This is a genomic window from Kribbella sp. NBC_01510 (assembly GCF_045040325.1).
Taxonomy (GTDB): Bacteria; Actinomycetota; Actinomycetes; order Propionibacteriales; family Kribbellaceae; genus Kribbella.
In genome coordinates, this window is record NZ_CP109418.1 from 5,604,989 (window position 1) to 5,623,881 (window position 18,893).

The 18,893-nt window shown below is 69.3% G+C and carries 13 protein-coding genes; 8 read left to right on the forward strand and 5 right to left on the reverse strand.

Translation table 11 applies throughout. The annotated features are described in order from the left end of the window. Nucleotides 1–134 precede the first annotated feature (134 nt). The 3 genes from OG558_RS28085 to OG558_RS28095 all read left to right on the forward strand — a co-directional run bounded on the left by OG558_RS28085 (nt 135) and on the right by OG558_RS28095 (nt 3,259). Complete coding sequence (locus tag OG558_RS28085; RefSeq protein WP_405065681.1) at nt 135–1,016, forward strand: ABC transporter ATP-binding protein; 882 nt, start codon at nt 135–137, stop codon at nt 1,014–1,016. After that, nucleotides 1,013–2,185: an ABC transporter permease gene (locus tag OG558_RS28090; protein ID WP_405065682.1), complete on the forward strand. Its 1,173-nt coding sequence runs from the start codon at nt 1,013–1,015 to the stop codon at nt 2,183–2,185. The genes OG558_RS28085 and OG558_RS28090 overlap by 4 nt, the downstream gene beginning before the upstream one ends. 108 nt (nt 2,186–2,293) lie before the next feature. Next, nucleotides 2,294–3,259 (forward strand): LysR substrate-binding domain-containing protein, encoded by a 966-nt coding sequence (locus tag OG558_RS28095; protein WP_405065683.1) that lies wholly within the window; start codon nt 2,294–2,296, stop codon nt 3,257–3,259. 4 nt (nt 3,260–3,263) lie between these two features. On the opposite strand, the gene OG558_RS28100 is transcribed toward OG558_RS28095, so the two are convergent. After that, nucleotides 3,264–4,955, reverse strand: coding sequence for a hypothetical protein (locus OG558_RS28100; protein ID WP_405065684.1), 1,692 nt, complete (start codon nt 4,953–4,955; stop codon nt 3,264–3,266). Between the two features lie 87 nt (nt 4,956–5,042). On the opposite strand from OG558_RS28100, the gene OG558_RS28105 reads away from it, so the two are divergent. Then, entirely contained in the window at nt 5,043–6,353 is a 1,311-nt protein-coding gene (locus OG558_RS28105) for a sulfatase-like hydrolase/transferase (protein WP_405065685.1), read from the forward strand. A gap of 4 nt (nt 6,354–6,357) precedes the next feature. Further along, nucleotides 6,358–7,737, forward strand: a complete 1,380-nt coding sequence (locus tag OG558_RS28110; protein ID WP_405065686.1) for a sulfatase — start codon at nt 6,358–6,360, stop codon at nt 7,735–7,737. 253 nt (nt 7,738–7,990) lie between these two features. Here OG558_RS28110 and lipB read toward each other — a convergent pair whose 3' ends face one another. After that, nucleotides 7,991–8,707: a lipoyl(octanoyl) transferase LipB gene (gene lipB / locus OG558_RS28115; protein ID WP_405065687.1), complete on the reverse strand. Its 717-nt coding sequence runs from the start codon at nt 8,705–8,707 to the stop codon at nt 7,991–7,993. A 131-nt stretch (nt 8,708–8,838) separates the two neighbouring features. Here lipB and OG558_RS28120 point away from each other — a divergent pair, with 131 nt between their 5' ends. Next, on the forward strand, nt 8,839–11,055 hold the full coding sequence (locus OG558_RS28120) for a protein kinase domain-containing protein (RefSeq protein WP_405065688.1): 2,217 nt from the start codon (nt 8,839–8,841) through the stop codon (nt 11,053–11,055). A 117-nt stretch (nt 11,056–11,172) separates the two neighbouring features. On the opposite strand, the gene OG558_RS28125 is transcribed toward OG558_RS28120, so the two are convergent. Further along, nucleotides 11,173–11,358: a hypothetical protein gene (locus tag OG558_RS28125; protein ID WP_405065689.1), complete on the reverse strand. Its 186-nt coding sequence runs from the start codon at nt 11,356–11,358 to the stop codon at nt 11,173–11,175. Nucleotides 11,359–11,632: 274 nt separating this feature from the next. Between OG558_RS28125 and OG558_RS28130 the strand changes: the two genes are divergently transcribed. Together OG558_RS28130 and OG558_RS28135 are read left to right on the forward strand one after the other, a co-directional pair. Then, nucleotides 11,633–13,264, forward strand: a complete 1,632-nt coding sequence (locus tag OG558_RS28130; RefSeq protein ID WP_405065690.1) for a DUF222 domain-containing protein — start codon at nt 11,633–11,635, stop codon at nt 13,262–13,264. Next, nucleotides 13,233–14,879 carry an IS1182 family transposase gene (locus OG558_RS28135; protein WP_405065691.1) on the forward strand — a complete coding sequence of 549 codons (1,647 nt, stop codon included), beginning with the start codon at nt 13,233–13,235 and terminating at the stop codon, nt 14,877–14,879. The genes OG558_RS28130 and OG558_RS28135 overlap by 32 nt, the downstream gene beginning before the upstream one ends. 863 nt (nt 14,880–15,742) lie before the next feature. Here the strand turns inward: OG558_RS28135 and OG558_RS28140 are convergent. Continuing rightward, nucleotides 15,743–16,633 carry a TIGR01777 family oxidoreductase gene (locus tag OG558_RS28140; protein ID WP_329475608.1) on the reverse strand — a complete coding sequence of 297 codons (891 nt, stop codon included), beginning with the start codon at nt 16,631–16,633 and terminating at the stop codon, nt 15,743–15,745. Nucleotides 16,634–16,773: 140 nt separating this feature from the next. After that, the gene (gene sucB, locus OG558_RS28145; RefSeq protein WP_405065692.1) at nt 16,774–18,708 is read right to left on the reverse strand and encodes a 2-oxoglutarate dehydrogenase, E2 component, dihydrolipoamide succinyltransferase; all 1,935 of its coding nucleotides are present in this window, start codon (nt 18,706–18,708) and stop codon (nt 16,774–16,776) included. Nucleotides 18,709–18,893 lie beyond the last annotated feature (185 nt).

An 18,893-nucleotide genomic window follows, 5' to 3' on the forward strand; every position in this document is an offset into this window, starting at 1 on the left:
GGCGGGGGAGTCCGTCGCGCGGATGATCTGGGTGATCCGTCTGAGGGGCGACGTGGGGGGCGCTTGTCCTGACTAGTTTTGGGGTGCTGGGGACGGACCCGGCCGGGGGCTGAGCTGATGGGGAACGGTGACGGATGCTGAGGGTGGCTGGGCTCACTCGGCGGTTCGGGGAACAGCTGGCGCTGGACGACGTCCACTTCGACGTCGCACCGGGCCGGATGACCGGATTCGTCGGGGCCAACGGGGCCGGGAAGACGACCGCGATGCGGATCATCCTCGGCGTGCTGGCCGCGACGGCCGGCGAGGTGCTGTGGAAGGGCGAGCTGCTGACCCAGGCGGTACGGCGTGACTTCGGGTACATGCCGGAGGAGCGTGGGCTGTACCCGAAGATGAAGATCCGCGACCAGCTCGTGTTCTTCGGCCGGCTGCACGGGCTCGACCCGGACCGCGCCGCCGAGCGGACCGACAAGCTGCTCGAACGACTCGGGCTGGCCGAGCGGGCGACCGACGTACTGGAGACGCTGTCGCTGGGCAACCAGCAGCGGGTGCAGATTGCGGCCGCGCTGGTGCACGAGCCGATCGCCTTGGTCCTGGACGAGCCGTTCAGCGGCCTCGACCCGCTCGCCGTCGACGCGATGGTGGATCTGCTCCGCGAGGAGGTCACGCCGGAGGTGCCGGTGCTGTTCTCCAGCCACCAGCTCGACCTGGTCGAGCGGTTGTGCGACGACCTCGTCGTACTCTCCCGTGGCAAAGTCGTTGCCACAGGCCCCGTTGCGGACCTGGCCGCCGGGCCTTCCCTGACCTACAAGCTGGTGGTGGACGGCGACGCGGGCTGGCTGCGCGACGTCCGCGGCATCCAGGTGCGCGATGTCGCCGGGGGTACGGCGCTCTTCGACGTCGAGGACGACGGTGTGGCGCAGCAGGTCCTGCAGCAGTCGATCTCCCGCGGGCCGGTCCTCGAGTTCGGACCCGAGCGGGTGGCACTGAGCGACGTCTTCCGGGAGGCGACCCGATGAACGACCGTACTCTCGATCGGCCCTGGATGCTGATCGCTCAACGTGAGGTGAACACCAAGCTGCGGGACAAGACCTTCATCGGGTCGACCGCGGTGATGCTGCTGATCGTGCTCGCCGCGGTGACCATCCCGGCGATCCTGGCCGGCCGCGGCGGCGCCGACAAGATCGCCGTGATCGATGACGTCGGTGCGAAGGTCGTGCAGCAGGCGTCGACGACCAAGGGCGGCGACGGTTTCGAGGTGACCCGGGCCGCGGACCGGCCGACGGCCGAGCAACTCGTCACGAGCGGCGAGGTGAAGGCGGCGCTGGTGCCGGTCGCCGACGGGTACGCCGTCATCGGCAAGGACCGGGTCGACTCGGGGCTGGAGAGCGCGCTGCGTGAGGCGGCATCTTCAGTGGGGATGGAGCAGAACGCGGCCCAGGCCGGTCTCACTCCCACCGAGCTGCGCGCCGGGACGAAGGTCGATCTGGTGTTGCTGAAGCCTGGTCCGCTGCCCGACATCGTGTCCGACTTCGTCAACATCGGGCTGGCGCTGGTGTTCTACATGACCGCGCTCGGGTTCGGCATGATGATCGCGCAGAGCGTCGTCCAGGAGAAGGAGAGCCGGGTCGTCGAGATCCTCGCCGCCGCGGTGCCGATCAGGTCGCTGCTGTGGGGCAAGGTGCTCGGCAGCACCGCGCTGGCCCTCGGGCAGATCGTGGTCATCGCGGGGGCTTCGCTGATCGGGCTGCTGCTCACCGACCAGGCCGCCATCCTCGAGGTGGTCGCGCCGGTGGCCGGTTGGTTCGTGGTCTTCTTCGTCCTCGGGTTCGTCGCGCTGGCCGGGCTGTGGGCGGTGGCCGGATCGCTGGCCACCCGGCAGGAGGACCTCGGGTCGACCACGCTGCCGGGGCAGATGATCCTGATGATCCCGTTCTTCTTCTCGGTGTTCGCCGGGGCGTCGGCCAAGACGGTCGCGTCGTTCGCGCCGATCGCGTCGTCGATGGCGATGCCGGGGCGGATGCTGACCGAGGACGTACCGGTCTGGCAGCCGCTGCTGGCGATCGCGATCCTGCTCGCCGCGACCGTGCTGATCGTCCGCCTCGGCGCCCGCCTGTACGAGCGCACCCTGCTGCAGACGGGTCGGCGGCTCGGGTATCGCGAGGCGCTGACCATCAAGGCGGGGTAAGTCATCGTGACAGCCCGGGCGAGTGTTACATGTCTGCCCAGGCTGTGACGAAACCGCAATGTGGGATGCCTGTGTGCTGTGTGACGACCTCGACTACGGTCTCAACGCATGAACGTCGAGCTGCGCCACCTGCGGGTGGTGGTCCTGGTGGCAGAAGCGGGGTCCGTCGGTCGGGCCGCCCGCTGGCTCAAGGTCAGCCAGCCGAGCCTGACCGCGCAGCTCAAACGGATCGAGGCGGCGTTCGGCGGTGAGCTGTTCGAGCGCTCCCGCACCGGTGTCACGCCGACCCCACTGGGCCGGTACGCCGTCGATCGCGCCCGGGCGATCCTGGTCGACGTCGACCACCTGTCGGCGACCGTGTCCGCGATGACGGCAGTGGAGTCTTCGGCCGTTCGGCTGGGCGGGTTCCCGACGGCTCCGATGTCGGGGATCGCGTCGCGGCTGCGCCACCACGGCGAGATCGAGCAGGTCAGCATCGAGGTCGAGTGGTCGACCAGCGTGCTGCTGCAGCAGCTGGAGAGCGGGCGGCTCGACTTCGCGCTGTTACGGGAGTTCCCCGGCTTCGAGCTGCGGCTGTCGAGCGGGGTCGAGTCGACCACGGTCGTCGAGTCGGAATCGGCGTACGTCGTGATGGCCGCGGACCACCCGCTGGCGGTGGCGACGCGGGCGCGCGGGGAGATCGAGCTGTCCGTGCTGTCGGGGGAGGAGTGGATCGGGGAGCCGCCGGACGACAGTGGGTTCCACGTGCTGTTCCGGGCGGCGTGCGAGCAGGCCGGGTTCCAGCCGAAGGTCGAACACCACTCGGTGGACACGTCGGTGCTGATGGGGTTCGTGACGAGTGGTCAGGGCGTCGCGCTGGTCTCACCGACGTCGTACCGGATGCTCTCCTCCGACGTCACCACCCGCACCCTGGTTGGCGACCCGATCCACCGCAAGCTGATCCTTGCGTGGAGCACCGAGTCACCGCGCGCACAGATGGCCGGCGACGTGCTCGCCATGGCCAGCGCCGCTTACGACGAAGCCATCGCCGAACACGCCCGCCGGGACCAGCACCAACGCATGCACGTCGCCTGAACTCTCAAGCTCCCGCGGGCCTGACCACGGGGTTCTCGAACGCGGTCAGGTGGAACTCGCCGGTGTCCTCCGGGTCGTCCATCCGCTCCCGATACTGAGACCCCACCTGCTCCCTGACCGTCGGCACCGCCCCAGCCATCCGCTCCTCCCTACCCGGAGCACCCTGCGGCACCTGCCCCGCTTTACCCGCAGGAGCCTGCTGCTCCACCTTGCCCACCGGAGCCTGCACCACCTGCTCCGCGTTGCCCGCAGGAGCCTGCTCCGCCTGACCCTGAGCAGTCGGCGGCTCCACCCGAGGAGCCTCCTGCGTCGCGTCGTTGTCGGCGTCAGCCGCCGGCGCCTGCTCGGCCTTGACCGGGGGAGCGGGCGTGACCTGCGGCTCCACCTTGGGAGCTTCCTGCGTCGCATCGTTGTCGGCGTCCGTCGCCGGCGCCTGCTCGGCCTTGACCGGGGGAGCCTCCACTGCCTGCGACTCAACCCTGGGAGCTTCCTGCGTTGCGTCCTCGTCTGTGTCCGCCGCCGGCGCTTGCGCCGCCGGGGGAGTCTGCACCGCCTGCGGCTCGACTCGAGGAGCCTGCTGCGTCGCATCCTCACCGGCGTCCGGCACCGGCGCCGCCGTCGCGGCCGGGGGAGCCTGCGTGGCCTGCGGCTCCGCGCTGGGAGCTACTTTTGTCGCGTCGCCTGCGTCCGGCGCGGGGGCTTGTTCCGCTTGCGGCTGCTTCACCTCAGGTGCTGCGGCAGGCTGCTCGGGCGCCACCTTGGGCGCCGCCACCGGCGGCTGCTGGGGCGCTACCGCCGTGGGCTCGTCGTCGGGAGTGACCGCCTTCTCCTGCTGCGATTCGTGTGCCGCCGCCGCCCCAGCGACTGCGGCCGCCCCAGCGACTGCGGCCGGCGCCGCCCCGGCGGTCCGCTCGCGACCCTCAGGCTGCGGCTCGGGTGCTGCTTCCGGCTGTTGGGCCGGGACCTGGACGGTCTCGTCGCGGTCGGTAGGGACGAGGACTGTGTCATCACCCGGATAGTTGCCTGAGGCATCGTCTTCCGGAGCTGCGCCGCGGAACTGCGCGGTGTGCTCAGCCCCAGCGGTCGGGTACTGGTCGGTCTGGTCCTCCGCCTGGTTGCGCGGCTGGACCGGCTCCTGCTCATCGTCGAACAGGTCGTCGAACCGGCTCCTGTTGCCGAACGACTCGGCGTACGCCGGATAGGTGCTCCCGGCAACCGGGTACACCGCCGCGGCATCCGCTTCCTGCTCCGCCTGCGCGGCCTCCTGCTCACGCTGCAGGCGATCAGCCTCGACCCGCTCCCGCCGCCGGCGCTGCACGCTGTGCACGATCAGCTGGATCGCATACACCAGCGAGATCACCGCAAGAATCGGAACGACGCCGTTCAGCGTGTACCGCCTCGACCCCTCGATCATCCCGGTCGTGACACCCGGGACGTCGTTGAGGAAGTTCGTGGTCCGGTTCGGGATCCAGAGCCAGCAGTAGATCAGAGCGCCGAAGGCGACGAACGCACCGAGCGCACCGGCGCCGGAGAAGTACGACACCACGGCCCAGAAGATCAGCGCGCCGATGCCGTAGGCAAGCGCCATCTCCTTCGTATTCAGCTCGATACCACCCGGCGCCGCGAGTACCCCGAACACAGCCGGTCCGGCCAGTGCTACCGCCACCCCGAGCAAGAACCCAAGAAATTTGGCCACACCCACAAGGTAGCGACGTTTTGCCGTCACATCCCGCAGACACTTCGGCACCGCGCGGAAGGGCAATCGCTTGCTTAGGCTGTCCCTGTGCGCCCTCCCAACATCCTCGTCGTCCTGTCCGACGAGCACACCGCCGCTGCGGCTGGGTGGGCCGGGCATCCGCACGTTCGGACACCACACCTGGATCAGCTGGCCGCACAAGGCGTTTCGTTCGACCGCGTGTACACGAACAGCCCCATGTGTGTGCCTTCGCGGCTGTCCCTGATGGCTGGCCAGTACGTGCACCAGATCGGGGCTTGGGACAACGGCGTGATCCCTGGACCGTCGTTCCGCACCTGGGGTCACCACCTGCGCGAGGCCGGTTACACCTCGGTGATCGCGGGCCGGTCCCACTTCAACGGACCGGACCGGTTGCTCGGGTTCGATCGCCGGCTGACCGACGACCTGGATTTCTGGCTCGACCACAGCGGCAAGCCACCTCGTCGTACGACGGACTGGCGGCGACCGTCCAACTCACACGTGACCGAACACGGCCCCGGCGACCACGTCCACACCGGGCACGACGTCGCGGCAACCGATGCCGCCCTGGACTTCCTGCGTGATCCGGGATCGGAGCCGTTCCTGCTGTACGTCGGGTACATGCATCCGCACTTCCCGCTGGTAGCACCGCCTTCGTATCGCGCTCTCTACGATCCAGCCGACGTCGAGCTGCCATCAACCGCCGATGACGAGCACCCGGTGATCTCGCGGCTTCGGCACGGTTTCCGCAACGACGAGCCGCTGACCGAGGAGGAGTCGCGTGAGGCGACGGTTTGCTACTGGGCGCTGATCAGTCACCTCGACCACCAGATCGGTCGGCTGTTGGCGGCGGTGCCTGACGACACGGTCGTCATCTACACGAGTGATCACGGTGAGATGGCCGGTCACCACGGCATCTGGCAGAAGCAGTGCTTCTACGAGCCCGCCGTACGCATCCCTCTGCTGATGCGCCATCCGTCGGTGCAGCCAGGGCGCAACCACGACCACGTGAGTCTGGTCGACGTACTGCCGACCTTGCGAGACATTGCCGGCCTGACACCGGATCCAGCGCTCCCGGGACGGACTCTGCTCGATCCGGTCGATCGGCCGGTGCTTTCGGAGTACCACGCACAGGGGATGGTCGACGGCGGCTTCATGCTCAAGTCCGGTCCGTGGAAGTACTGCTACTACGGTGCGGCGCAGCGGCCGCAGGTCTTCAACGTCGACACCGATCCGCTCGAGCTGCACGACCTCTCGACCGACAAGGCCCTGGTCGCCAAGCTCGATTCCGAACTCCGATCGATCCTGGACCCCGACCAGATCGACGTACTTGCGAAATCCGACCAGGCCGAGCGCCTGGCCACCCTGACGAGAGGATGATCCTTTGTCCGCGCCCAACATTCTGCTGATCGTTTCGGACGACCATGGGTACGCCGATCGCGGCGTCCAGGGGATTCACGCCGATGTCCGGACGCCTGCGCTGGACCGGCTCGCGGCCGAGGGGGTGAGTTGCACCGACGCGTATGTGACCGCGCCGATCTGCAGTCCTTCGCGGGCCGCGATCATCTCCGGGCAGTATCAGCAGCGGTGGGGTGGCCAGTGGTTCGACTCGGCCGCGTTCCCGCCGGACGACGTACCGACGCTGGCGGAGATCCTGCGTGATCAGGGGTATCGAACCGGGTACTTCGGCAAGGTGCACTACGGGGGAGAGACGGTAGGTGATCGGGCGTGCCCGCCGCATCACGGGTTCGAGGAGACGTTGTACGGGCTGGCTGGTCAGTCTTTCGGGCGGCTCAACTATCTGCATCACTCAGAGGACGCGGTCTCGTCGTACGGGCAGCCCGCGGCGCATCACATGGCGGTCCAGCCGTTGCTGTCGGGGGACGAGCCGGTTGAGCACGAGGGCTTCCTGACCGCGGAGTTCGGGCGGCGGGCGGCCGAGTTCATCAGCCGTGAGGACGAGCGGCCGTACTTCTGCATGCTCGCGTTCAACGCCGTACACAACTTCTGCTGGCAACTACCCGAGTCCGAACTCGCGGCTCGCGGCCTACCCGCCTTCCGCGACTGGACGCCGGACGTCAACGACTCCTTCGCAGAGTGGTACGACGACGTGATCGTGCCGAACCTGCCGCACGGCCGGGAGTACTACCTCGCACAACTGGAACTGATGGACGCCGAGATCGGCAGACTGCTGGACCTCGTCGACGACAACACCATCGTCGTCTACACCACCGACAACGGCGGCTCGACCTGCAACTTCGGCGACAACACACCGCTCCGCGGCACCAAGTACACAGTCTGGGACGGCGGCATCCGCGTCCCGATGCTCTGGCGCTGGCCGGGCCACCTCCCCGCCGGCCGCCGTACCGATGCCCTCGTCAGTACGCTCGACCTAGTCCCCACCCTGGCCGCCGCCGCGGGCGCGACCGTCGAGGCGACCGACGGCCTGGACATCCTGCCGGCGCTATCCGGCGAGACGGACGCTGCCCACGACACCCTCCACTGGGACTGCGAATTCCAATGGGCAGTCCGCTCCGGCCCCTGGAAACTCAGCTGGGTAGCCGACACCCCCGACACCCAACACCTCAAAACCTACGAACACGCCCCGATGGGCAACGGCTGGTCCCTGACCAACCTCACCAATGACCTGGGCGAACAACAAAACCACGTCACCACCGAACCCACCCTCGCCACCCGCCTACAAACCCTCCACACCACCTGGCGAACCAAAGTCGGCCTGCCCCCACTAACAGTGACGATGTAGGCGAGCGCCCTGCACCGGTCCAGGCCCGCAACCGGGACCCCGCCACACAAATCGTCGAGCAGCCAACCGCCGCCCGTCATGCAGCCTGCGTCACTCACCCAAAACCCACGCCAGCCGAACTGACAGCATGATTCACAACCGCTGACATTCGGTGCTTTGCCTAGGCACCGACGGATCAGCCGGACAACAACCGGCAAAGCACCGAACGGGAGCTACCCGCACCCACCGCACAAACGCTGCGGCAGCAGGACCCTCAGACAGTCAACCCGTAGGTGATGGCAGTCGGCGGTTCCTCATGGTGGTCAATGTCCGGAGTCCGCTCGTACTCCTCCCACGCCAGCATCCGATCCAAGTTCCTGCGCACAGATTCGAGCACCTCCGTCACCGGCACATCTCGCCCCAGCTCCCTAGACAGCGTGGTGACATCCGCATCCGAGATCCCACACGGCACGATCCGATCGAACCAGGCCAGATCGTTGTCGCAGTTCAGCGCGAACCCGTGCATCGTCACGCCCTGCGCGACCCGGATCCCGATCGCCGCGATCTTCCGCTCCCGACCGCGATCGTCCGCCGCCACCCAGACCCCGCTGCGCCCCTTGATCCGCCCGGTCTTCACCCCGAACTCGGCGCAAACCGCGATCAGCGCCTCCTCCAGGCGCCGAACGTAGTCCACCACGTACACGTGTGAGGCCAGCTTCACGATCGGGTAGCCCACCAGCTGCCCCGGACCGTGCCAGGTGATCTTCCCGCCGCGGTCGACGTCCACCACCGGCGTCCCGTCGAGCGGCCGCTCGTGCGGCTCGGTCCGCTTGCCCGCCGTGTAAACCGGCGGGTGCTCGAGCAGGATGACCGTGTCCGAACCGGTGCCCTCGGCAACTTCCGCGTGCAGGCGCCGCTGCTCGGCCCACGCGGCCTCGTAATCCACCGCGTCGGCGCCGAACCCGGCCTCCACATACCTGATATCCCTCACGCCTTCGAGTGTATGCGGCGCCCGATCCCGCCGTACTCCGCCATCCACAGGCCACCGCTGTACGCCGAACCCCGATGCCGTCTGTGGATAACTTCCGCGGCGGTTCCGGCGATTCGTGCACTCTCTTGGGCATGGACCTCGACATCGCCGGCTACAGCCTCCGCAAGAAGCTCGGGTCCGGCCCCGCCGGCGCCGTCTGGCAGGTCCGCGACCTCGCGACCGGCCGCAACGCCGTACTCAAACGCATCCCGATCACCGCGATCCCCGACCAGGAGAAGTTCCGTGAAGACATCGCCATCCTGCAGCGCATCCGCCACCCGCACATCGCCCGCCTCCTGGAGTTCCGCGAGACCGGCACCGACTGGCTCCTCATCACCCAGTACGTCGTAGCCGGCAGCCTGACCGCTCTCCGAACCCGCCGCGGCCGCCTCTCACCAGGCGAACTGGTGACCCTCCTCACGCCACTCGCCGAAGCCCTGGACCACCTCCACCGCTCCGGCCTGACCCACGGCAGCCTGACCCCCACCAATTCCCTCTTCGACGCCGACGGCCGCCCCGTCCTCACCGACGCAGCCCTCCACCCCGGCAGTCCAACCGACGACCTACGAGCCCTCGCCAGCATCGCCCATCAAGCCGGCGGCGACCCAACCACCTTCACCCCCGACCTCTTCACCACCCACAACCTCCCCAGCCGCCTCCTCACCCTGGCCGCCGCCGAACCCATCGACCTGGCCTTCCCCGAAGACCCCACCACCCCTCCAACAACCGTGCCCGACACCATCACCACCCCACCCCGCCCCCCAACCACCACCAAACCCCCCACCACCGACGACCCCCTCCAACGCTCCCGCACCCCCCTCACCCCACTCCCACCCAAACCGTCCACACCTCACCCCCCACAAGCCATCACCCCTCACCCACCCGCTCCCACCAAACCCCTCCCCAAACCCTCTCGCCGCCCCCGCCCCCTCCGCCGCCCCAAACTCACCCGCCGCACCCCCACTCCACCTCCCATCAACCCCCTAACCCGCCTAACCCCACCCACCCCCACACCCGCCCCCACCTCGCCCCACCCTTCAACGCCGCCCCTTACCTCGACCCCGCCACAGGCTTGGATCCCCGCACAGGCCTGGACCCCGGCACGGACCGCGACGCCGCCCGACGTCTCGACCCCGCCTCCCACCTCCACGCCGCCCCACGCCTCGACCCCGCCCCACACCTCGACTCCGCCCCACACCTCGACTCCGCCCCACACCTCGACTCCGACAGAGGCTTGGACCCCGGCACAGACCTGGACCCCGGCCGCCGTCCAGAGCGCATCGCCCAAGCCGACCCCCGCGCTCGCCTCGACCCCAGCGCCCGCCCAGACCCCGGCGCTCGCTCAGACCCCAGCACCCGATCAGAACCCGGCGCACACTCCGACCTCCGCGCTCGCCTCGAGCCTGACAGCTGCCCCCACCGCCATGGTCACGCCGACCAAACCCGACCGCCCGCGCACCCACCGGCACCCCTGGCGCCGCGGCCACGCCCTGTGGTCCCGCCTTCTATACCCAAGAACCTCACCAGAACGACGACGCTTACCTCACCCCGCGTACGGCGTACTCGCCGCAGCCGCCCTCGGAGCCGTCATCGTCCTGGGCATCGGCATAGCAACAATCGGCGCCCTGAACACCCCCACTCCAACCGCCGCGACCAACCAACCCACAACCGCAGAGGCATCGACTCAACCCGCAACCCACCCGACACCCACCGGACCCGCGAGCGCACGCAGCCAGCCCACGGCCTCACCAACAGCCGCCCAGCCGACGACCTCACCAACAGCCGCCCAGCCGACAACCCCGCCCACACCGACCCGGCCAGCAACCCCGCCAACGCCGACCCGGCCAGCAACCCCGCCAACGCCGACCCGGCCCCCAACCCCTCAATTGCCCATGAAGCCCTCGACCACCACATCACGCACCGACGCGGCCCGATGGGCGCTCACCCTCCAAGCCCTAGATGCCCAACGCGCACACGCTTTCTGGACACTCAACCCGGACGTACTGGACAACATCTACGTCCCCGGCAGCCCACCCTGGCTCGCCGACCGCGCACTCCTTGCCTCGTACCTCAAACAAAACGTCCGCATCCAAGGCCTGCGCATCCAGATCGACAAAACCACCGTCACCCACCGAACCCCCACCACCATCACCCTCAAAACCACGGACCACCTCTCAGCCGGCCAAGCAATCGACCACACCGGCACCACAACCCCACTCCCGCCCGGCACCCCCACAACCCGCATCATCACCCTCACCACCACCCGAACTACCCCCACCTGGCGAATCACCACCATCACCCCAGCCTGAGCCTCTGCCCGCTAGGACCGCTGTCACACCCACCCGCCACGTCGCGACCGGCACCGCTCGCGCCCGCACCCGCCACCCCGCGCACCCGCCGCTCGCGCCCGCCAGCTACGACCCATGTCAAACCCCACCCGCCACGTCGCGACCGCCACCGCTTGCGCCCGCACCCGCCACCCCGCGCACCCGCCGCTCGCGCCCGCCACCCCACGCGCCCGCCACCCCACGCACCTGCCACCGCTCGCGTCCGACCACGCCGGCGATCGAGGGCGTGCTGCTGATCAAGTTCGCCGCGATTGGCTTCGTCATCGCCCTTCGGGCATGTGCTTTGGGCCGTCGACGCTTGTCGTCAGCCTCAGCAGAGTCGGCTGCGCATGGCTCCTCAACAATTGGAGTCATCTGCCGCCTGAACCGTCAGCAGTTACTCGACCGAGCCTCATGTTGCCCGAGGCAACGTCCTTCAGGTTGTCCACAACATCTGATGCTTGTGGATAGCCGACGATGCGTTGTGGATAGTCGAAGCCCTTGAAAACAAGGGGTTCTGGGTTTGAGAACTGTCGGTGGTGTGTCTAGAGTTGACGGCATGGAACTTCTCGGCGAGCGACCGGTGTGGTCGATGAGCGGCAGCGAAAAGCTCGCGGCTCTCGACGCCCTCGAGGCCGACCTCGCCCGCCGGCAGACCTACCGCCTGCACCTCATCGCCGGCCTCGACCAAGACGGCTGCGCCCAGGAAATCGGCGCCCACGACACCACCCAGTTACTCGCGTTCCGCTACCGCCTCGACCGCCCCCAAGCCCGCCGCGACGTCCGCCTCGCCCAAACGCTGTCGAAGTACGCCGCCGTGTCGGCCGCCCTGCCGACGCCCTACCGCGCAGCAGACAGCCCCGACAAACCGACCGACGATCCGCACGAGGCGGACGAGGCGGACGAGGCGGACGAGGCGGGTGCGGCGGAGGGGTTCCTGCGCCCGGCCCAGGCCGAGGCGATCGTGACCGCCCTCGAGAAAGTCCCCGACACTGTCGCGGTCGAGGACCTCGACGTGGCCGAACGCGAACTCGTCGGCCTGGCCCGCCACCTGTCCCCGGCCGAACTACGCAAGGCCGGCCAACGCGTCCGCGACGTCCTCGACACCGACGGCCCCGAACCCGACGAACACCACGCCTACGCCCGCGAATCGCTGACCCTGATCGGCGCCGACCGGGGCGTGAAGTTCCGCGGCTACCTGGCCAACGAAAACGCCGAACTCCTCCGCTCCCTGATCCACGCCGGCGCCCGCCCCCACCGCACCCTCACCGGCGACCTCGACCCCCGCCCCCGCGACAAACGCCAAGCCGACGCCCTCACCACCGCCCTCACCCTCGCCGCCACCGCCTACGACACCGCCACCACCCCACCCGCCACGACCGCAACCGCGCCCCCTGGTGCGGGCACGGCCGCTGCCAGTACAGCCCGCGCCCGCACGAAGGGTGCTGCCGGTGCCAGTCCGACGAGTGCGGCCGGTGCCGGTACGGCCGGTGCCGGTACGGCGGCCGCGGCCGGTGCGACGGGTGCGGCTGACGCCGGTACGACGGATGCGGCTGGTGCCAGTCCGGCGGGTACGGGTGCGGCCGGTGCCGGTCCGGCCGGGACCGGTACGGCGGACGCGGATGGGACGGCCGGGGCCGGGGCCGGTACCGCGGACGTGGACGGGACGGCCTGGGCCGGGGCCGGTGGGTCTGGGCGGATTCCGGGGTTCGGTGCGAAGGCGAACATCACCGTGACCATCGACCTGCAGGACCTGAAGTCGGCGGCCGCGGACGCGATCGGCGACCTCGTGTACGGCGACGGCCTGTCCGCGGCCACCATCCGGCGGCTCGCCTGCGACGCGAAGGTCATCCCGCTGGTGCTGGGGTCGAGGTCGGAGCCGCTGGACGTCGGGCGGGCCGAGCGGCTCGTCACCGGCGCAATGCGCCGCGCCCTGAACGCCCGCGACAAAGGCTGCGTCGTCTGCGGCGCGCCGCCGGTGCAGTGCGACGCCCACCACCTGCAGTCCTGGATCGACGGCGGCGCCACCGCTGTGCACAACCTGTGCCTGCTGAGGCTGTCGCATGAATCGCGTGTCGGGCGGGTGGGGCTGGGGTGGTGCGAAATACTCGGGTGTGGCTGTGAACGTGCGTTGTGGCGATGTGGACCAGCTGATGTTGATGCCGCCTTCTGTGCGGGAGTGGCTGCCTGAGGATCATCTGGCGTTCTTCGTGCTCGACACCGTGGCTGAGCTTGATCTTGCGGAGTTCTTCGCGGCGTATCGGACCGATGGGCGCGGTGGTTCGGTGTATGACCCGTCGATGATGATGGCGGTGTTGCTGTATGCGTACTGCACTGGTGAGCGTTCCTCGCGTCGTGTCGAGCGGCGTTTGGTTGAGGACGTCGCTTACCGGGTGGTCGCGGCGAATCAGCGGCCCGATCACGCCACGATCGCGCGGTTCCGGGCACGTCATCAAGGAGCGATCGCCGGTCTGTTCGGGCAGGTCCTTGGTTTGTGTGTGAAGGCCGGGCTGGTCGATGCCGGTGTGGTCGCGATCGACGGCACGAAGATCGCTGCGAATGCCTCGTTCTTCGCCAACCGCAAACGTGATGCCTTGAGCAAGGAACTCGCAGGGTTTGCCGAGGCCAACGAGTCGCAGGACGCAGCAGGGCTGGCGGGGTCTGCCGGGTTGGCTGAGGCTGCGAAGGCAGCGGCGAGGGCGATTCTGGACGAGGCGGCGGCGGTCGACGAGGCCGAGGACGCCGAGCACGGTGAGTCCCGCGGTGATGAGCTTCCTGCGCAATGGGCAGGTGGCCGGGACCGGCGGGCACGGATCCGGGCCGCGCTGGACGAGCTGGAATCGCAGAAGGCGCGTGACTACGAGACCCGGATGGCCGAGCGGGCGAAGAAGGAGGCCGAGCGCGGCCGGAAACTGACCGGGCCGGCACCCAAGAAGGACACTGCACGGCGGTCGCGTCCCCGGCGGGCCAACACTACCGACCCGCATTCACGGATCATCGCGACCGCCTCGAAGGGCGTGCTGCAGGGCTACAACGCCCAGGCCGCCGCAACCACCGGTCAGATCGTGGTCGCGGCCGAGGCCACCGCAACCACCAACGACCAACCCCACTTCCTGCCCATGGCCACAGCGGTGGCCGAGAACCTCACTGACGCCGGACACGGCGACGGTGTCGGGGCGTTCGTTGCCGACGCCGGCTACTGGACAGCTGCCAACGGCACCACCGGCGTCGGCGCCGAGGTTCTGATCGCGACGAAGAAGTCCTCGTGGCGCAAGGCCGACAAGCCTGACGACGACAAGCTCGCCGTCCTGGCCAAGGTCAACCGTGGTGAGTTGTCACAACGCAAGGCCGGCGAGATCCTCGGTGTCTCCCACACCTGGGTGGGGGACATGACCAAGCGGTACTTCGGAAGCGACGGGCAACGCATCACCCGCAGCGCCGAACCCGAACCCGCCGAATGGATCCCTGTCATCGAACAAGTCGCCCGCGGTGAGATGTCCAAGCGAGCCGCCAGGGACGAGCTCACCGTCTCCGACACCCGGATCAACGCGATGCTCGTCCACGTCCGAGGCGAGGCCACCGACCCGGCGATCGCACGCAAAGCGATGGACAACAAACTCGCCGACCCCGGCAACACCGAGCTCTACAAGAAACGGTCCTCGAGCATCGAGCCCGTCTTCGGCAACATCAAGCACAACCTCCGATTCCGGCGCTTCGCGCGGCGCAGCCTTCCAGCCGTGCACAGCGAATGGCGCCTCATCTGCACCGTCCACAACCTCCTCAAGCTGCAAGCCGCGCCCGCCTGACCGGCGGGGGGGAGCCCCGGACCTCGAACACGGCACCAACCCACGGCCCCGAGGATTCGTGCGACAGCCTCTGCTGTGCCGCCGCCATCATGTCGACCTGCACCACGGCGACTGGACCATCACCATCACCGACGGCGAGGTCCACGTCGCCCGCCCCACCTGGGCCGACCCACCACCACAACAATCCCTCCGGCCAGCCCGACAGCCCGACCCCTGCCGACCACGACACCAGGCTGCCCAACAGCCACCGCCACCGCCCACTGGACCAAGCCCGACCAGTCCACCCCACCCGGGCTCACCGCACGCGGCACAAGACCCATCCGGACCACCCCACCCGGGCTCACCGCACACGGAGACTCGCCCATCCGGCGAGTCCCGCACGGACTCGCGGGCTGAGCCGGGCTCCACGACTCCATCGTCCGGGCTCGGCTTGGCGCCCGCGCCGGGCAGCGGTGCTGTATCGGATGTCCATAGCTCGTCGGGCTCCGCCGTTAGCGGCATACGTGGAGGGATGTTGCATCGGTTGTTGCTGGCTGGCAGCGAGGTTGCTGGGGATCGGGCGCGGTTGTCGGTTCGGGAGGCGGTGAGCTTGGCCATCTGGGGTGAGTTGCCTACCCCATTAGGTGAGCGCGCGGATTCAGAGGGGAGGGGGTTGGTCGGCGATCAACCAAGTGATCTCGAGGACGGGCGGCCGACGGATCCGTGGCGCGATGGTGCGGGGGTCGTTCCGTACGGCGGCCGCTGAGGAGATCAGCTGCAGCGGACCGACCTCGGCGATGCCCCAAGAGGGTCACCACACAACACAGGGTGCCGGCCTCGGGGCTGCGTTGTAGGTCCGGGTGTGCGTAGCGGCGCGGTTCAGGCTAGGAGGTGAGGGCGGCGGAGACGGCTGTGGGGGTGGTGGGGTGGTGGAAGGTGAAGTTGTGGGATTGGAGGCGGGTGGGGAGGGCTCGTTTGCTGCCTAGGAGTTCCCACGCGAACTCGCCCAGGGCGGCCTTCATGACGAAGGCGGGGACGGGGACGAAGGCGGGGCGGTGGAGGGCGGTGGCGAGGGCTTGCGTGAAGTCGTTGTTGGTGGCGGGGACGGGGAGGGTGGCGTTGACGGGGCCGCTGAGGGCGTCGTGTTCGGCGACGAAGCGGACGGCACGGAGCCAGTCGGTGAGGGAGATGACTGGGAAGTACTGGGTGCCGGAGCCGAGGCGGCCGCCGAGACCCACGCGGAAGGGGAGTGAGAGGAGCTGGAACGCGGGAGCCTTGCGGTCGAGGACGACGCCGGTGCGGAGGGCGGCGACGCGGCTGCCGGCGGCGCGGGCGGGTTCGAGGGCGCCTTCCCACAGGCGTACGACGTCGGAGAGGAAACCGTCACCGAGTTCGGAGTCCTCGGTGAGGATGCGGTCGCCGCAGTCGAGGCCGTAGCCGCCGACCCCGCTCTGCGTGATCACGACCGGCGGACGTTCGAGTTGCCCCGCGACGGCCGCGAGAGTTGCGGTGGTGCTGACGCGACTCTCGCGGATGAGGGTGCGGTACGTCGGAGTCCACGGGCGGCCGATGTTCGCACCGGCCAGGTTGACCAGGACATCGGGGTCGCCGAGTGCGGCCGGATCCAGGTCGCCACGGGCTGGGTCCCAGCGGATTTCGTCGGCGCTTGACGGCGTACGTCGTACCAGTCGGAGGACCTGGTGGCCGTCGGTCACCAGGTCGCGGGCGAGGGCTTTGCCGAGGAAGCCGGATGCGCCGGCCAGGACATACTTCATCCAGCATGCTCCTTGATCAGCCGCGTCTGTGGTGGGTCGCGCCGTGGACTGGCTGCGGTTGCAGGTATTCGGGTTCGAATGACAAGGCGCCGGTACCCGTCTCGAGCGAGACGGACACCGGCGCCGGCGTCTGGTCGGGATCAGACGTCGAACTGGGCCTCTTCGAGGCGCTGCTTGACGGCGGTCAGGTAGCGGGCCGCGTCCGCGCCGTCGACCAGGCGGTGGTCGTAGGTGAGGGCCAGGAACACCATCTGCCGGATCGCGATCGTCTCGCCGAGCTCCGGGTGGGTGATGACGACCGGGCGCTTCACGACGGCACCGGTGCCGAGCATGCCGACCTGCGGCTGGTTCAGGATCGGCGTGTCGAACAGGGCGCCGCGGCTGCCGGTGTTGGTGATGGTGAACGTGCCGCCTGCCATCTCGTCCGGCAGCACCTTGTTGGTGCGGGTGCGCTCGGCGAGGTCGGCGATCTTCTTCGCCAGGCCGGCGATGTTCAGGTCGCCGGCGTTGTGCACGACCGGGACCATCAGGCCCTTCTCCACGTCCACGGCGATGCCGAGGTGCTCGGCGGCGTGGTACGTGATCTCGCCGGCCTCCTCGTCGATCGACGCGTTCAGCTTCGGGTACTGCTTCAGCGCGTCGATCGCGGCGAGCGCGAAGAACGGCAGGAAGGACAGCTTGACGCCCTCGCGGGCCTCGAACTCGGCCTTCTTCGCGTTCCGCAGCTTGGCGATCTCGGTGACGTCGACCTCGACCACAGTGGTCAGCTGGGCCGAGACCTTCAGCGAGTTGACCATGTGGCTGGCAATCGCCTTGCGGATCCGGCTCATCTTCTCGGTGGTGCCGCGCAGCGGGCTGATCGACGGAGCCTTCGCCGCGGGGGCCGCGGCGGCCGGGGCTGCGGCGGCGGGTGCGGCTGCTGCGGCCCTCTTCGCTTCGGCGGCGGCGATCACGTCCTGCTTGCGGATCCGGCCGCCGACGCCGGTGCCCTGTACGGCGTTGAGGTCAACCTGGTGCTCTGCTGCCAGCTTGCGTACGAGCGGGGTGACGTAGTTCGGGGCGTCCGACGGAGAGCCGTTCGGGGACGCGGCCGGGGGTGTGGAGGTGGACGGAGCCTGGGTTGCGGGCTGTGCCGATGCGGCCGGAGCAGCCTGGGCGGGGGCGGCTTGCGCGGCCGGGGCCTGTGCCGCCGGAGCCTGTGCCGCCGGAGCCTGGGCGGGAGCCGCCTGCGGGGCCGGGGCTGCCTGGACGGGGGCGGCTTGCGGGGCCGGGGTCTGGGCGGCGGGCTGGGCTTCGGCGGGGGCCGAGGCGGCGGGGGCCGAGGGGGCGGAAGAGGCGGCCGGGGCGGCGTCGGCGGTGCCTACGATGGCTAGTTCGGCGCCTACCTCAACGGTCTCGTCCTCGGCGACCTTGATTTCGAGGAGCTTGCCGGCGATGGGGGACGGGATCTCGGTGTCGACCTTGTCGGTGGAGACCTCGAGGAGGGGCTCGTCGACGGCTACGTCGTCGCCTACCTGCTTGAGCCAGCGGGTGACGGTTCCTTCGGTGACGCTCTCGCCGAGGGCGGGAAGGGTGACCGAGGTGCCACCGGACGCGGGTGCCGAAGGAGAGTCGGAGGGGGCCTGGTCAGCTGGGGCGGGCGCGGAGTTGGCCGGGGCGGCCTGGGCCTCTGCGGCGGGAGCCTCCTGCGCCGGCGCTTGCTGGGCGGGGGCGGCCTGTGCGGCTGGAGCTTCCTGAGCAGGGGCGGCCTCTGCGGCCGGCGCTTCCTGAGCCGGAGCGGCCTGTGCGGCGGCGGGCTGCTCTGCCGGGGCGTCCTGGGCGGGGGCGGAGGATTCGCCGGCGTCGCCGATGAGGGCCAGTTCGGCGCCGACCTCGACGGTCTCGTCCTCGGCGGCCTTGATCTCCAGCAGGGTGCCGGCGACCGGGGACGGGATCTCGGTGTCGACCTTGTCGGTCGAGACCTCCAGCAGGGGCTCGTCGACGGCAACCGTGTCGCCGACCTGCTTGAGCCAGCGGGTGACGGTTCCTTCGGTGACGCTCTCCCCGAGGGCCGGCAGGGATACAGAGGTCGGCATGACGGTCGTTGCTCCTTCGTCTGATCGGTCGAGTGTCAGCCTACGGTGCCGCCGGAGCGGGCGGGATCCGGGTCACGGCGCCCGCACGCCCCCAACGGCGTCAAACCTACTCGGACGGCCCAGAACCCGCCCAAGCGTCCAAGGACAGGTCACCTGACCGACTGCCTACTGCGCGGCACTCAGAG

What these genes read in the sequence shown, in the direction of transcription:
- OG558_RS28085 (WP_405065681.1), top strand. Translation starts at nt 135, where the DNA reads ATGCTGAGGGTGGCTGGGCTCACTCGGCGGTTCGGGGAACAGCTGGCG.
- OG558_RS28090 (WP_405065682.1), top strand. Translation starts at nt 1,013, where the DNA reads ATGAACGACCGTACTCTCGATCGGCCCTGGATGCTGATCGCTCAACGT.
- OG558_RS28095 (WP_405065683.1), top strand. Translation starts at nt 2,294, where the DNA reads ATGAACGTCGAGCTGCGCCACCTGCGGGTGGTGGTCCTGGTGGCAGAA.
- OG558_RS28120 (WP_405065688.1), top strand. Translation starts at nt 8,839, where the DNA reads ATGGACCTCGACATCGCCGGCTACAGCCTCCGCAAGAAGCTCGGGTCC.
- OG558_RS28125 (WP_405065689.1), bottom strand. Translation starts at nt 11,358, where the DNA reads ATGACGAAGCCAATCGCGGCGAACTTGATCAGCAGCACGCCCTCGATC.
- OG558_RS28130 (WP_405065690.1), top strand. Translation starts at nt 11,633, where the DNA reads ATGGAACTTCTCGGCGAGCGACCGGTGTGGTCGATGAGCGGCAGCGAA.
- OG558_RS28135 (WP_405065691.1), top strand. Translation starts at nt 13,233, where the DNA reads ATGCCGCCTTCTGTGCGGGAGTGGCTGCCTGAGGATCATCTGGCGTTC.
- OG558_RS28140 (WP_329475608.1), bottom strand. Translation starts at nt 16,633, where the DNA reads ATGAAGTATGTCCTGGCCGGCGCATCCGGCTTCCTCGGCAAAGCCCTC.
- sucB (WP_405065692.1), bottom strand. Translation starts at nt 18,708, where the DNA reads ATGCCGACCTCTGTATCCCTGCCGGCCCTCGGGGAGAGCGTCACCGAA.